17 protein-coding genes and 1 tRNA gene are annotated in these 13778 nt (G+C 67.0%); 5 read left to right on the top strand and 13 right to left on the bottom strand.

Annotation, left to right across the window (positions count from 1 at the left end):
- The first annotated feature begins 44 nt into the window (after window positions 1–44).
- Entirely contained in the window at window positions 45–800 is a 756-nt protein-coding gene (locus C9E82_RS05150; RefSeq protein ID WP_119898186.1) for a WecB/TagA/CpsF family glycosyltransferase, read from the top strand.
- Window positions 801–809: 9 nt separating this feature from the next.
- On the opposite strand, the gene C9E82_RS05145 is transcribed toward C9E82_RS05150, so the two are convergent.
- Window positions 810–1820, bottom strand: coding sequence for a glycosyltransferase family 2 protein (locus C9E82_RS05145; protein WP_119898185.1), 1011 nt, complete (start codon window positions 1818–1820; stop codon window positions 810–812).
- Window positions 1821–2037: 217 nt separating this feature from the next.
- Between C9E82_RS05145 and C9E82_RS05140 the strand changes: the two genes are divergently transcribed.
- The 3 genes from C9E82_RS05140 (at window position 2038) to C9E82_RS05130 (ending at window position 4220) form a co-directional block, all read left to right on the top strand.
- Window positions 2038–2847, top strand: coding sequence for a tyrosine-protein kinase family protein (locus tag C9E82_RS05140; RefSeq protein ID WP_221035972.1), 810 nt, complete (start codon window positions 2038–2040; stop codon window positions 2845–2847).
- 5 nt (window positions 2848–2852) lie between these two features.
- Window positions 2853–4082 carry a GumC family protein gene (locus C9E82_RS05135; protein WP_119898183.1) on the top strand — a complete coding sequence of 410 codons (1230 nt, stop codon included), beginning with the start codon at window positions 2853–2855 and terminating at the stop codon, window positions 4080–4082.
- 64 nt (window positions 4083–4146) lie between these two features.
- Window positions 4147–4220 (top strand) — tRNA-Gly (locus C9E82_RS05130).
- Window positions 4221–4297: 77 nt separating this feature from the next.
- Here C9E82_RS05130 and C9E82_RS05125 read toward each other — a convergent pair.
- Entirely contained in the window at window positions 4298–5377 is a 1080-nt protein-coding gene (locus C9E82_RS05125; RefSeq protein ID WP_240643535.1) for a tyrosine-type recombinase/integrase, read from the bottom strand.
- A gap of 20 nt (window positions 5378–5397) precedes the next feature.
- Between C9E82_RS05125 and C9E82_RS24425 the strand changes: the two genes are divergently transcribed.
- Window positions 5398–5649, top strand: a complete 252-nt coding sequence (locus C9E82_RS24425) for a hypothetical protein (protein ID WP_170162075.1) — start codon at window positions 5398–5400, stop codon at window positions 5647–5649.
- Between the two features lie 142 nt (window positions 5650–5791).
- Here the strand turns inward: C9E82_RS24425 and C9E82_RS05115 are convergent, their stop codons facing one another.
- The 11 genes from C9E82_RS05115 to C9E82_RS05065 form a co-directional block, all read right to left on the bottom strand.
- Window positions 5792–6976, bottom strand: coding sequence for a DNA-methyltransferase (locus C9E82_RS05115; protein WP_205962165.1), 1185 nt, complete (start codon window positions 6974–6976; stop codon window positions 5792–5794).
- A complete protein-coding gene (locus C9E82_RS05110) occupies window positions 6973–7170 on the bottom strand; it encodes a hypothetical protein (RefSeq protein ID WP_119898180.1) in 198 nt (65 codons plus the stop codon). Before C9E82_RS05110 ends, C9E82_RS05115 begins: the two co-directional genes overlap by 4 nt.
- A 244-nt stretch (window positions 7171–7414) precedes the next feature.
- Window positions 7415–9565 (bottom strand): DNA cytosine methyltransferase, encoded by a 2151-nt coding sequence (locus tag C9E82_RS05105; RefSeq protein WP_119898179.1) that lies wholly within the window; start codon window positions 9563–9565, stop codon window positions 7415–7417.
- Window positions 9562–10218 (bottom strand): hypothetical protein, encoded by a 657-nt coding sequence (locus C9E82_RS05100; protein ID WP_221035971.1) that lies wholly within the window; start codon window positions 10216–10218, stop codon window positions 9562–9564. The genes C9E82_RS05105 and C9E82_RS05100 overlap by 4 nt, the downstream gene beginning before the upstream one ends.
- A 32-nt stretch (window positions 10219–10250) precedes the next feature.
- The gene (locus C9E82_RS24420) at window positions 10251–10661 is read right to left on the bottom strand and encodes a hypothetical protein (protein ID WP_170162074.1); all 411 of its coding nucleotides are present in this window, start codon (window positions 10659–10661) and stop codon (window positions 10251–10253) included.
- Window positions 10661–10855, bottom strand: a complete 195-nt coding sequence (locus tag C9E82_RS05090) for a hypothetical protein (RefSeq protein ID WP_119898176.1) — start codon at window positions 10853–10855, stop codon at window positions 10661–10663. Before C9E82_RS05090 ends, C9E82_RS24420 begins: the two co-directional genes overlap by 1 nt.
- A gap of 105 nt (window positions 10856–10960) precedes the next feature.
- Window positions 10961–11995, bottom strand: coding sequence for a hypothetical protein (locus C9E82_RS05085; protein WP_119898175.1), 1035 nt, complete (start codon window positions 11993–11995; stop codon window positions 10961–10963).
- Window positions 11995–12759, bottom strand: a complete 765-nt coding sequence (locus C9E82_RS05080; RefSeq protein WP_119898174.1) for a hypothetical protein — start codon at window positions 12757–12759, stop codon at window positions 11995–11997. The genes C9E82_RS05085 and C9E82_RS05080 overlap by 1 nt, the downstream gene beginning before the upstream one ends.
- A gap of 11 nt (window positions 12760–12770) precedes the next feature.
- The gene (locus C9E82_RS05075; RefSeq protein ID WP_119898173.1) at window positions 12771–13160 is read right to left on the bottom strand and encodes a hypothetical protein; all 390 of its coding nucleotides are present in this window, start codon (window positions 13158–13160) and stop codon (window positions 12771–12773) included.
- Window positions 13157–13513 (bottom strand): hypothetical protein, encoded by a 357-nt coding sequence (locus C9E82_RS05070; protein ID WP_119898172.1) that lies wholly within the window; start codon window positions 13511–13513, stop codon window positions 13157–13159. The genes C9E82_RS05075 and C9E82_RS05070 overlap by 4 nt, the downstream gene beginning before the upstream one ends.
- Window positions 13513–13722: a hypothetical protein gene (locus C9E82_RS05065; protein WP_119898171.1), complete on the bottom strand. Its 210-nt coding sequence runs from the start codon at window positions 13720–13722 to the stop codon at window positions 13513–13515. Before C9E82_RS05065 ends, C9E82_RS05070 begins: the two co-directional genes overlap by 1 nt.
- Between the last annotated feature and the right edge of the window lie 56 nt (window positions 13723–13778).

Genomic DNA, 13778 nt, shown 5'->3' with positions numbered 1-13778 from the left:
TTTGCGGGCTTGCCCCGAATCGGGGCCGCAGAGATGGATGAGCGATGCAATTCGACTATGCCGACCACCGGATCACGCTGAACATGCCCGACCAGCCCGCGCTTCTGGCCGAGATCCGCCGCCGCTGGCGCGCGGGCGAAGGCTTCGCGCTGGCGACCATCAACCTGGACCATCTGGTGAAGCTGCGCAGCGATCCCGGCTTCCGGGCCGCCTATGCGGCGCAGGACCTGGTGGTGGCGGACGGCAATCCCATCGTCTGGCTGTCGCGGCTGGCAGGCCGGCCGGTCGGCCTGGTGCCCGGCTCGGATCTGGTGGTCCCGCTGGTGCAGCTGGCCGCCGAGGAGGAGGTGCCCCTGGCCCTGGTCGGCAGCACCGCCGAGGCGCTGGAGGCCGCGGCGCAGGCGCTGCGCGCGCGCGTGCCCGGCGCGCGGATCGCGGCGACGATCGCGCCGCCGATGGGCTTCGACGCCGCCTCCGATGCCGCCGGGGAACTGCTGCGGCAGATCGAGGCCAGCGGCGCGCGGATGTGCTTTCTGGCCATGGGCGCGCCGCGCCAGGAAATGCTGGCCGCGCGCGGGCGGCGCGAGGTGCCGGGGATCGGCTTCGCCTCGGTCGGCGCGGGGCTGGATTTCCTGGCCGGGAACCAGCGGCGGGCGCCGCTCTGGGTCAGGCGGCTGGCGCTGGAATGGGTCTGGCGGATGCTGTCGGCGCCGCGCCGGCTGGTGCCGCGCTATGCCCGCTGCGCCGCGATCCTGCCGGGCGAGACGATGGCCGCCCTGCGCCAGCGCAGATCCGGCTGAGCCGGCCGCCTACTTGTATTCGATCAGCCCGCCGCGGCGGCCCAGCAGCCGGTTCTTCCAGAAGGACAGCACGCCCTGCGCCTCGGCGAACTTGCCCAGCACGGTGAAGACGGCGACCTGCCAGGACAGGGCCTGCGAGACGCCGCGCCGCGCCGCCAGCCGCAGGACCTGGGCCGGATAGGCCAGCGCCATCAGCAGCGCCAGCGAGGGCGAGACGAACAGCACCGCCAGGATCGCCAGCGGCAGGATCGCGCCCCAGGCCAGCGCGCGCCGGGTCTCGGCCACCCAGTGCCGCTCGGGCCCGCTGCCATGCAGCGCCGCGCCCTCGGCGAAGGCATGGCCGGCGCGCCGGCTGCGCCGCCACCATTGGGAAAACCGGGTCATCGCCGCGTCATGCAGCGTCATCTCGTGATCCAGCCGCCAGACCTGCCCGCCGGCCCGGCGCAGGCGCAGGCACAGCTCGGGCTCCTCGCCCGCGATCAGATCGTCGCGATAGCCGCCCGAGGCCAGAATCGGCCCGGTCCGCATCAGCGCATCGCCGCCGCAGGCCGCGGCCTCGCCGACCGGCGTGTCCCATTCCAGGTCGCACAGCCGGTTGTAGACCGAGGCCTCGGGGAAACGCTCGCGCCGCCGCCCGCAGGCAACCACGGCCTGCGGATGCTGCGACAGGAAGTCGCAGGCCGCCTGCAGCCAGCCGGGCTGCAACTGGCAGTCGCCATCGATGAAATGCACGAAATCCGGCAGCGCGCCCCCGTCGCGGATCAGCGCCAGCCCGGCATTGCGCGCCCGCGCGGCGGTGAAGGGCCGGGTCATGTCCAGCGCCACCACCTCGGCCCCGGCGGCGCGGGCGGCCTCGGGGCTGCCGTCGCTGGAACCTGAATCGACATAGATCAGCCGCCGAATCCCCGCCGCCTGCAGCGAGGCAAGGCAATCGATCAGCCGCCCGCCCTCGTTCCGGCCGATCACGATCGCGTCGACCGCCGGCAGGGGCTTGCCGAAATTCCCGTCTTGTTCCACCATCGGACCCTACCAAGCACAGTGACCGCATGACCGTTTTCGCGCATAACAGGTCACTGGACCATGAGCTAATGTATAAATTGATTCCCAGTCCATATCTGTTACTGAACCCCAAGATGCGCCATTCTGACGACTGGCCACCAAGCGGGTACGCGTGATGAATTCTATTTCGCAGGAAACGCCGAAGGAACAGGCCCAGACGGAAAATCCGCCTGCGAAGGTGGCGCGCCTGCGCCTGGACCGCTCGCTTGCCGACCAGATCAGCTTCAACGAGGCCGAGCAGCTGGCCCATTGGACGGGGCTGCGGCGGCTGAAGCTGGATCCTGGCACGCTGGAGCGGCATTATCTGTTCGTCGATGGCGACGACAGCGACATCGTCGCCCGCTTCGATTTCCTGCGCACCATGGTCGGCGGGGCGATGCTGGAACATGGCATCCTGCGGCTGGGCGTCTGCGGGCCGACGGCGGGTTGCGGCGCCAGCTTCGTGGCCGCCAACCTGGCGCTGTCGATGGCGCGGCGCCCCAGCACGCGGGTAATGCTGGCCGATTTCGACCTGCGCAACCCGGCCCTGGCGCGGCTGTTCGGCGCCACCGCCCCCGGCCCGCTCGGCGACGTGCTGGCCGGCAACCGCCCGGCGATCGAGCATCTGCGCCTGGTCACCGACAACCTGGCGGTGATGCTGAACAGCCAGCCCGTCCAGCACAGCGCCGAGCTGCTGCAGGAACCGGACACCGGCCTGGCGCTGCGCGAGATCCGCGACCATTACGGCCCCACCGTCGAGCTTTACGACCTGCCGCCGCTGCTGGGCAACGACCAGACGCTGTCCTTCCTGCCGGAACTGGACGGGCTGCTGCTGGTGGCCGACGGCACCGTGACCACCGCCGCCGACCTGCGCGAGGCCGAGCGGCTGTTCGAAGGGCGCACCCGGCTGGTCGGGCTGGTCCTCAATCGGGGCGAGATCCGGCCGCCGCTCCATGTTACAATCGGCAATCTTCTGGGCCGCCTGTTCGGTCGCCGGAAAAAGGTCTGACAGTCATGATTACCATTGGTTCCATCGGCGATATCCTCAGCATCCTGCGACGCCGGGCGCTGGTCATGGGCGTCACCGTCCTCGTGGGCGGTGCGCTCAGCTTCGCCTATGCGAAAAGCAAGCCGCACAGCTACGCCGCCTCGGCGCTGATGCAGATCGAGACGCCGCGCACCTTCAACGAGGATCCGCGCGGCAGCAACAGCACGCGCATCGCCGCCAGCTATTGGCTGCAGCTGGTCCAGGCGCGGCTGATGGTGCGCGACAACATCCTGGACCTGATCGACCAGTTCGGGCTCTATGCCGACCTGCCCAGCCTGCGCGCCGAGGAGAAGATCGGCCTGTTCCACCGCTCGATCGGCATCGAGACGGTCAGCGGTGGGATGCCCGCCTTCGGGGCCGAGCAATGGCCGGGCCTGCTGCGGGTCACGGCGACCATGCCCAGCCCGGAACTGGCCGCCGCTGTCGCCAACGAGCTGGCCGGGAAGGTGCTGGACCTGAATGCCAGCACCCAGACCGAGCGGGCGGTGGAAACGCTGCGCTTCTACAGCGAGGAAGAGCAGCGCCTGATGCAGCAGATCGAGCGCGTCGAAAACGAGATGGCCGAGTTCCGCAACGCCAATCTGGACTATCTGCCGACGGTGCTGGACAACCGCCCCGACGAGCTGCGCGCCATCGAGGGCGAGCTGACCACGCTGGGGGGCGAGCTTCTGGAGGAACGCGCCAAGCTGGCTGAACTGACCGCGAAGCCGCAGCTGAGCACGGTCGAGCAGCGCACCCAGGAACGCATCACCAGCCAGCTTCAGGTGCTGATGGCGCGCGAGGCGCAGCTGCGCAACCGCGTGGACGAGATCCGCGGCTCGGGCCAGCGCACGGCCAATGCGCAGGCGCAGATGGATTCCTACGACCGCCGGCTGACGCTGCTGCGCGACCAGCTGTCCGAGGTGGCCGGCCGCCGCGCCAATGCCGAGACCGCGCAGCGCATGGACGAGGAATATCGCGGCGACCAGTTCATCCTGCTGGAACGCGCCGTGCCGCCCGAATATCCGGTCGCGTCCGGCCGGCGCAAGCTGATGGTAATGGGGCTGGCGGCCTCGATGATGCTGGCGACGATGATCGCCCTGGCACTGGAGGTCCTGAGGCCGATCCTGCGCTCGGCCTCGCAGATCGAACGCGCCTCGGGCCTGCGCCCGGTGGTGACGCTGCCGGACCTGCCCCGGCAGCAGAAGCCCGACTGACCGACCGCGGCCAGGCCCGGCGCCCCTTGCGCAACGCGCCTGGCCTGCCTATACGGAACGGGATGCGGGTGTAGCTCAATGGTAGAGCAGCAGCCTTCCAAGCTGAATACGTGGGTTCGATTCCCATCACCCGCTCCACCTCACCATAAATTCCATTTATATATCAATGCGCTAAGCGTTAAAGTGTCCCACGCCGGAAACGTCCGTGGGACACTTCACCAGTCCATGGCCTCGAGCGCGCCCATCGCATCTCGCGCGAGTCGCCACCGCTCGACCCCCTTGGTATAGACCTCCGAAGTCTTGGCTTGCGTGTGGCCGTGGACGGTCATGATCTGGTATTGGGAGCATCCCTCCTGCGCCAGCAGGTGCCCTGCCGCCTTCCTGATGCCGTGGGATGAGCGGTTGTCCAATCCGGCGTCCCTGCACCAGCGCCGGAACATCTGGCCTAGGGAATCGGGGGTCGCAAAGGGTTGGCCTCGGTAATTGAGCAGATAGGTTTCGCCTGTCACCTTGGCGGCGCGGGTGGCGCGATAGAGCGGCGGCATCAGGGGGATCGTGACCTCCGCAGATCCCCGCTTGACCGGCTGCCAGCGCAGCGCGCGGACGCCCTCGACTGTCGTCTCGTGTTGACGGCCGAGGCGGATCGCGTCCGAAATCCGGCAAGCCGTGAACATGAACAGCGTCAGCGCCAGGTGGGCCGCGGTGCCTGGCGGATGATGCTCGCGATATTTCCGCAAATCCTCGGGGGTCCACGGCACCGCGCCGCCCCTGCCCCGGTCTATCCGAGCGATGCCGATGGCCGGGTTCACGGCGCAGAGCCGACGCTCCGTCGCCCACCGATACATGGCGCGGATGCCCTCAATGACGCTATCCGCCCATGCCGGCGTGTCGATCATCTCATCCCGCAGCTCGACCAGCTTGGCTGGCGGTATGTCCAGCGCGTAATCCGCATATTTTGCGGTGAGAACCTTCATCACCCCCCGCCGCTTCTTCAGCGTCAGCTTCGAGACGGTTCCGGCATCGACGGCCCGCTCCATCGCCGCCAGGTGCTTTGCTGCCAGCCAGCCGACCGACCCGCGAATCGCGCGCTCCTCTGGCGATGCCTCCGGCTCGATCCTCACCCCTGCCCTCGCGGCGTGGTAGATCTCGATGAACTGCGGATGGTCTGGCATGACCGACAGCGGGATGCGGCGCGTTTTATCGCCCTCGACCCGGACCCTGTAGCGCACTGCGCCAGACGGAAGTTTTTCGCGCAGCAGGCCGGGATAGGCGATCTTCATGTCTTTCAGGTCCACGGGATGGGCTTCCTGCCATCGTGGGCCTGATCGACGGTGGGCGCAACTGGAGTCGGTTCAGGCATGATCCGCACGGTCCCGGCCTCTGTCACGATCTCGACTACCGCGCGCGGATCTTCTGCGCGCGCCGCCCGGATAAACCGGCGGGCCTGCGCCTCGGTCATCACTGCACGGCGCGCACCCATCACCCCTCCCCCTCATTGCAAACCGGGCACGGCACCCCGCGCCGGATCTCGGTATCGGTCATGTCGAAAAGCCAGCCCGCGTCGTGACCGCACCTGCGGCAGACGAATTTCCCACCCTTGGCGCTGGTCCATCCCGGCATCATGCCGGGGGCCTGGCCGATATCGACGGCGTGCATCATCACGCGGCGCGGTTTGCGCGGGACGGGGCCGAAAAGGTCAACGCGGGGCATCACAGCAGTATCCCTTGTCTGGTCGCCTCGTCTGCAGCGCGCTCAGCCGCGTCGATCCGGTCCCGCGCAATCGCGAGGAAGTCGCCCTCTCGCTCAATTCCGACGAAACCGAACCCCTCCAGAACCGCGCCTCGCCCTGTCGATCCGCTGCCCATGAACGGGTCCAGCACCACCCCACCGGGCGGAGTGATGAGCCGGCACAGATAGCGCATCAGGTCGGTAGGCTTGACCGTTGGATGGTGGTTCTTGCGGCGCGTGTCGCGACCTTCGGACCAACTGCTGGCCTTTCCGCTGGTGCCGTTGGCCGTCTGGAACTGGACTACCTCGCGTTCCGGGCCTGTCAGGCCATGGTCACGATCAGCTTTGCTGGCCTTGGCGCAGTAGAAAAACCGGGCAGCGCTGCCACTGTCCCGGCGCGCTGGCGAATCCTTAGCAGCGGACATGTCGCCATAGATCCCGAGAGACGGTCGGTTTCGGCTATGACCGGCCAGATCACCCTGCTGCCCAGGGGCTATTGGGAATGCCGCCAAAACCTCCTCACTGCCGTCATGGATCAGGTTGGCAGGCCAGCGTCCCGTTCCGCAGGCTGGGCCGCCCCTGTGCTTTGGTTTATGCGTCATCATGCTCCGGCCAGGGCGACGATAGCCTTCATGCGCCTCGGTATAGATCTCGCCTATCGCGCCGCGCTCGATTATCTCGCCTATGGCAGGTACCCGACACCCGTCGACGTTTAGCGCTCCGGTGCCGAAATCTTGGACATTCGCCGCGACTGTTCCTGCCATCGGCTTGCGCGCCAGCGTGATCGGCTCCAGCGCCGGCTTTAGCGCAGTGCCCCAGCCATTCCAGTCACCATCCAGATTGTGGGACTTCGGGAACCCTGACCCATAGACCCACATCAGCAGATCGCGAATCTCGAATCCCGACTCCTCAATGCGGGTTGCCATGCGGTGGTGGGTTCGCGTCCCGGCAAATGCCAGCAGATGACCTCCAGGCTTCAGGACCCGGAAGACCTCGCGCCATATCTCCGATGGCGGCACGTCGCTATCCCATCCTGCGCCCATGAACTCGATGCCATAGGGCGGATCGGTCACGCAGGAATCTATCGAGGCGTCAGTGATCTGCTTGAGGATCTGGGCGCAATCTCCGAGGTGAAGCATCACGGCGCTGCTGCGGTTCTGGGTCATTGCTCAGCCCCCTCACGCGCATAGATCTCCCGCCGCAGCTCCGCCGGCATCGAAAACACGAACTCCCGGATGGCATCGACCGACCAGCCCGTGCGCTCGGCGATATCCTCGACCCCGAAGCCCTCGGACAGGGCGTCGAGGATGCGGGCATGCTGCCAGTCTTTGAGGGTGGGGTGGCGCGTCGGGGCGGTCATGCCCTGTTCCCTCTCTCTTGATCGATCTGAGGTCGCACGGCAAGATCATCGCCATGGGAAAGAATGTTGTGCCACTGCCGAAAAAGCGGCTGCGATCCGTGACAGAGGATCGCCTGATAGAGCGCCCTCTTTCGGCAAAGCGCCGAGTTATTCGGTTGCCGATGGCCCGCAGGTCCAGCTTTCGGATGTGGCTGGCTGCTGTTGTCGTTGCCACGGTTTTCATTTGGCTGGGGGCATAGCGGCTTCATGCCTGCGCCTCCCGCCGCTCGGCGACGACCAGGTGCTGGCAGTTCGCGGCCACGATGGCCTCGGCCAGCGGCGGGCAGACGGAATTTCCACAACAACTGACCTGCACGTCCTTCGCGAAGGCGCGCCAGCGCGGGTCGTCGCTGTCCAGGCCCTCCCAGACGCCCTCGATCACGTAGTCATCCGGGAACCCCTGCGCGCGGAACAGCTCGCGCGGCGTCAACATTCTCATGCCGATGTCCACGACGACGAAGGTTGCGCCGTCGATCTCCAGTGTGACGAACTCGCCGCCGTCCCAAGCGTCATGGGCGCGAAGGAACTCGGCCACCTGGCGGGCGCGGGCCTCGTGCTCGGGCGCGAAGGGCGGCGCGGCCAGGTGCGCGACCTCAACATCAAACCTGGGCTTCGTCGTGACCGTGTGGATCGGCTCGTCTATGCGCGGGTCTTGCGGGGTGCTGAACCATTTGGCCAGCCATGCCGCGACCGGCGTCTGATGGCTGCCGCTGCCTGCGATGGTGCTGATCGGCTCACGCAGATCGTGGCCGGCGTGCTGGCCCATGCGCGGCCCGCCGTTCTGCTGGGCGAGGAACGCCGCGACCGGATACTGTTTCACGCCGCCGGCAACCACCGTGTTCAGTGGCGCGCCGATGTCCAGCGCCCGAGGCTGCTGGCCGGCTCGCTCACCGTTCCCGACATGCACCATCGTCGCCGCGATCAGGCTGTTCTGGTCCTTCTTGCTGGCGCAGATCGTATGGTGCGGATCGCGGGCGTCCCGGTTGCCACCGCCCTGCTGCGCATAGGTCACGACCGAGGCGACGACTGCATGGTGACCACCTGTGGCGACTGTCGCCAGAGGATCTGCGGCGCGGCCACCAGGATGTCCGGTCGTGTTGACCGCGAGGAAGGGCGCGAGCACCCCCAGCGGCGCGGCGCCGCCCGGCTTCTTGATCCAGCTGTTCGCCGTAACGGTCGGCGCGGGGTCGCGCAGATCCGATCCGGTCGCCCCGCCGTTGAAGCGCTGGAGGCTGGCCGCCACCAGGCAGGCGTCGGCCTTGGCCGTCACAGTGGCGAAAGGCTCATCCCCGCCGCGCGGGCGGCTCTGCCCGGCCCGGCCACCGCATCCGACGATGCTGGGAACGACCACGGCGCTGTGCCCGCCACCTGCAAGCACGGTGGGATGCGGCGCAGTGATGGCGCTGTCGCGCCGCGCAGTGCCCTTGAGGCTCATGAGCGATGGCACGGCAACCGCCTTCTCGCCGCGGTGCGCCCCGGTGATCGTCTTGAACGGCTCGGCCACATCCTCGACCCGCCCGCCATGCGTCAGGTTGACCAGGAACGGCCGTTCGGCCTCGATGACATAGCGCTTCATGCCGCGCGCCACGCGGGCCAGCGTGTTCGACGCCAGCGGGCGCACGGCGCGCAACCCGTGCTTGGCCATGATCTCGGCGCCCGTGTCGAAGATCGAGGGGCACGGCAGGGACCAGTCGATGCATTCGGCGGCGGTGCGCCACGGCAGCAGCTTGCCCTTGCGGACCTCGGCCGATTTCGGATCGCCATGCGTGGGCTTCGGCCAGACGATGGGCCGGCCGTCGCGGCGCGCGACCAGGAACCAGCGCTTGCGGATCGTCGGCGCGCCATAGTCGCAGGCGCGCAGCTCGCGCCACTTGACCTTGTAGCCAGCCGCCTTCAGGCGTCTGATCCACAGATCAAAGGTAACGCCGGATAGGCCCCTGATCGGCTGACCGTCTTCGCCCAACGGGCACCAGGTGGTGAATTCTTCCACATTTTCCATGCAGATGACATCGGGCTTTGCCTTCTCGGCCCAGTCCACCACGACCCATGCCAGGTCGCGGATGTTACGGTCGCGCGGCGCGCCGCCCTTCGCCTTCGAGAAATGCTTGCAGTCCGGGCTGGCCCACAGCAGGCCGACATGTCGGCCGCCGGTCACGGTCATCGGGTCCACGTCCCAGATGTTGCTGTCCAGGTGCAGCGTCTCGGGGTGGTTCGCGGCGTGCAGCGCCAGCGCCTTTTCGCTGTGGTTGATGGCGACATCGGGCGACCGGCCAAGGGCCATCTCGATCCCGGTGCTGGCACCGCCGCCGCCGGCGAAGCTGTCGATGATCAGGGGTAGGTGCGGCTGATAGGTCATTCCCCACCGCCTTCCTGGCCGGCGGCGCGATCCATCTTGTCGATGTTGCAGCGGTGCGCCTGGAAGCTGACGGCCGCGACCCATGGGTTCCGGTCCCAGCCGTAGCCGCGACCGGCGTTCAGGCTGTCCCAGAGAGTTCGAAAACTGTCACGAGCGTTGCCACAGCATTGCGTCGTCGGCATCTGGTAGTCCCGCCAACCGTCGCTGTCGCGCTCAACGCCCTCGGCAAGCGCATCCGCCTCGCTGATATCCTGCAGCCGCTGCACGCGCACATCGGTGACGATCAGCGTCAGGCGGGAAAACTCGCGTGGCATGTGGATGGACGGCCACCAGCCATCGATGCTGTCGTGACCGTCCGCCTTGTAGAGGATTTCCTCCCGATACATCCGGGACCGCGCATCAGCGATGGTCCAGCCATGCTCCATGCGGGCTGTCCATGTCTCGCGCACCCAGAGCCTGTCGCCGGGGGCGTAGGGCAGAAGCTCGCGCAACCGGCTGTCGCGCAGGTCGTGCCACCGCATATGCGCATCGCGGAAATGCCAGTCATAGCCCGGCGTGTCCGAGGGGCCAAACTCGCTGAACGATTTGTGGCCGCGGATATTGAGGATGCGCCTCGTCTGGCTCTTCCGCCCGTCGAGGATCGCGCGCACCATCGGGCCGGAAAAGAGGATAGGACGGTCAGCCATCACGCCCCGCCTTTCGCGAGGGCTGTGGCAAGGTCATCTAGCAGCGACTGATCGACCTCCTTATAGTCGATCCAAACATCCTCACCGTTCTTCCCGCCATTCAGCAGCGCCCGCGATCCTGGCCTGCTGGCACTGTAAAGCACTGCCTTCACTGCTGCCCGAAGCGCGTGTTGGTCAGGGGCGATGAATGCGAGACCGGCTTCGATCTGCCGCAGAGCAGAGACAGCTGTGCAACTGCACAGTTGACCGCCACCCGGCGCCCGTGCCCGCTTGTTCCACTCACGGAACTCGCGCGCGGCGATCTCGCGGCCGGACAGGATGCAACCGGCGACGGGATGCTGCGCGCGGGACGGGCCGAGGAGCATCAGATGCGAGCCGCAGAAGGGGCAGGGTTTCAAATCGGGACGCATCACACCAGCCCCTTATCGATGGCCAGCCATTCCGGCATGGTGACGGTGGCGGTCCCACCCTGTCCGATCTCGACCTCCACCTGAGACAGCGGCAGCCAGACGGCCTTGTCCTTGTCGCCATCGTCACTGGCGAGGATTGCCCGGTCAGTGCGGGCATGGATCTGGACTGCGATGTCGATAACGTCGGATTTCATCGGGACCTCGTGTTTCAAAAAAGCCGGGGGACCATTGGGGCGATCCCCCGGCAGGCGCCGCGCGGGACAGTGATCAGTGAGCGCGCGGGGGAGGAAGGGTGTCGGTCAGCCTTGCTCGCGCTCGGCCACGAAAGCCTCGTATTCCTCGATCATGGCCGCATATTCGTCCGGGGCCTGAGCACTGATCTCGGCCAGCTGCGCGTCGAACATTTCCAGCGTCTCATCCAGCGGCGCGCCGTCGGTCAGGTTGTCCTTGATCGATTGGTCGATTTTCTGGATCAGTTCCGACACCGAAAACAGTCCGCCGGCTGCGGGCTTGTCGTCCTTGGGCGCCGTGCGCTTCGGGCGATCCTGGTGGGGCGCCTTGTCAGTGTGGTCGGGTGCCTTGGCTGAGCTGCGGCGTTCATCCTGATCCGGTTCTTTCTCCGGCTCGGCAGCGGCCTTCGTCACCTCGCCGGTTTCCTCGTCCACCACTACCTCGGCGTCACTGACATGATCGGTCGTGGCTTCAATGCTGCGCTCGACCTCGCGGGCATGGCTCGGCGTCACGTCGCGCATTTCCGTCTCGACCTCGATCCCGGCCGGAATGCCGATCATCACTTCAGGGCAATACATGCGGATCAGCGCAGCCGCGCTGCGATAGCGCAGCATGGTCTCCGGGATGGACTTGTATTTCGCGTTGCGGGTCCATCCCTCCGCCTTGGCCATCTCCACGTCAGCGGTCATCTGGACGCGCTTGCCGGTGCCGGCGAGGACTGCGAATGCTGTGGCGGACAGGCTGTCTCCCTTGCCCTTCACCTCCCAGTCGATCGGGTCCTTGAAGACACCGTGCATGTTCGCCTTCGCGATCATATAGGTGGTATTCCAACCGGGCTTGCCGCCGACGAAGTAGATGTTCTGGGCGACGGTCAGAGGGTCCTCGCGCAGCCGGACCGCCATGTTCATGACCAGGACGCCATTGGCGATCCGCTCTGCCTCGCTGCCCTTGCGCAGGTGCTCCGGGAACAGAGGCGACAGCGCCAGCATCTTGCCGACGCGCTGCATCTGATCGAACTGGACCGGGTCCATCAGGGCCAGCGTCGGCGCGGCAGCAACGGATACCGGAGCCGAGGGGCGGATTGCGGGGGTGTGGTTGCTCATCAGGAAACCGTCCTTTCTTCGATCCATTTGACGCCGTTGATTGCGGACGGGCCGTCCTTGCGGCGGCGGGCCGCGGTGCAGAGGCGCTCCATTTCCGCGATCAGCGCGGCACGGCCGTCGGCATCCGACAGTAGGAAGCTGAACGCGCGGCGGGCGGCGCTGTCGTCCTCGATGCGGGCGCGATAGGTGGTGCGCGTGGACATCGTGCGGCCACCGCCGGTCCCGCTCGCGATCTGCGCCCGCGCTTCCTTGTCGGCCTGCTTCTGGGCGCGCTCGGCCTCCTTGGCCGCCGCCTCGGCTTCGGCCTTGGCGATCACGTCATTGCTGGCTTCGGCTTCCTTGCGCAGGCGCTCGGCTTCCGCGGCCTTCCGCGCTGCTTCCTCGCGCTCCAGACGCTTCTGCTCGTCCAGCTTGCGTTGCTTCTCGGCTGCATAGTCGGCCAGCATCTTCTTGAGCGCCTTGCCCAGGTCTTCGAGCGGGCTGGTCAGCGTCTTGAATTTCGCGTCCACGGCGCGCCCAGCTTCGAGGTGCGGCTCCTTGGCGGCCTTGCGGGCGTCCTCGATTTCCTTGAAGGCCGCGCGGCACTGGCCGGTGAAGTCGTTCAGCTTCCCGGCTTGTTCCTCGTCAGTGATCCGCTTCAGCTCGAGCCAGGCGGCGCCGGCATCGGCCAGCTCGCGAACGCGATCCTCCAGCTTCGCCGTGATCTCTGGGTCATAGGGCGGCGGCGAATTGTGCCCAAGGCCGGCCGTGCTCATGTCGTTCATGTCAGTTCCTCTCAGGGTCGGATTGCGGCCATGCGGCCAAGGTCCATTGCCGCGTCGATCACGGCCATGTCGGGGATGCGCTCGCGCACGCCGGTCAGGGCGTCGTATTCTTCGGCGCTGATGGCGCGGGCATAGGTCCAGACCTTCACCGGGTCGCAGAGCTGCCCGTTGCAGACCGCCATCAGGCGTTCATCCGCAGTCAGTTCTCCCGTTTCCGGGTCGATCTCCTGCTCCAGCCAGATTTCCACCGGCACGAACGGGCCGCCGCGCACCATGCGCCGCTTGTAAAAGCCTGGCTTCGGCTCATCCTCGACGCGCGGGACGCGCTCACCGGACACGGTGCGGCGCCACCAGTCGTATTGCTCGGCCTTGGTGGTGGGCTGACGGATCATGTCGATCACTCCGCCGCCATCGCGACGCGATCCATCCACTGGTCGCGCAAAAAGTCGCCGTAGTCGTCCCAGCCCGGATCGTCCGGGGACCAGCACTCGGCCACGATGTTCTCTTGCCGGATGATCTCGGCCTCGCCGCAGATCCCCTCGGCCTCGTCGCGGTTGTAGGTCTCGCCGTGGCGCGCCCAGCAGATCAGTTTGGCGCTGACCTCGGTTTCGGTGCCGCGACCGGCGCCCCAAGGGGCCGGCTCCGCAGGAAAGGTCTCGACGGTGATCTCATAGACCGCCTCAAGCTCCTCCTCGTGGCCGTGGATCTGAAGGTAGAGGAAATCGGTGTGGTGGTGGGTGGTGCGCTTGATCATCACAGCCCCTCCAGCGCCCAAGCGGAGCATTCGCCGCCGACCAGCCCGCGCTCCACGCAGCCGTTGAGCGACCCGACATCCCGCATCAGCCATTGCATGGCGCGTGCGCCGATGTCCCAGGCGCCCCAGATGGCGCAGGCCCAGATCGCCAGGCCGAGCAGGACGCCGGCAATCCAGATGGTCGCGTTGGTCGGGTCGATGCGGGTCATTTCCGTGCCTCCCTCTCGGTCTCGGTGGCGCGATGTTTCAGGATGCGATCCAGAAG

This window comes from Paracoccus sigandri, assembly GCF_003709565.1.
GTDB classification, from domain to species: domain Bacteria; phylum Pseudomonadota; class Alphaproteobacteria; order Rhodobacterales; family Rhodobacteraceae; genus Paracoccus; species Paracoccus siganidrum.
This window is presented reverse-complemented; position numbering and strand designations above follow the sequence as displayed.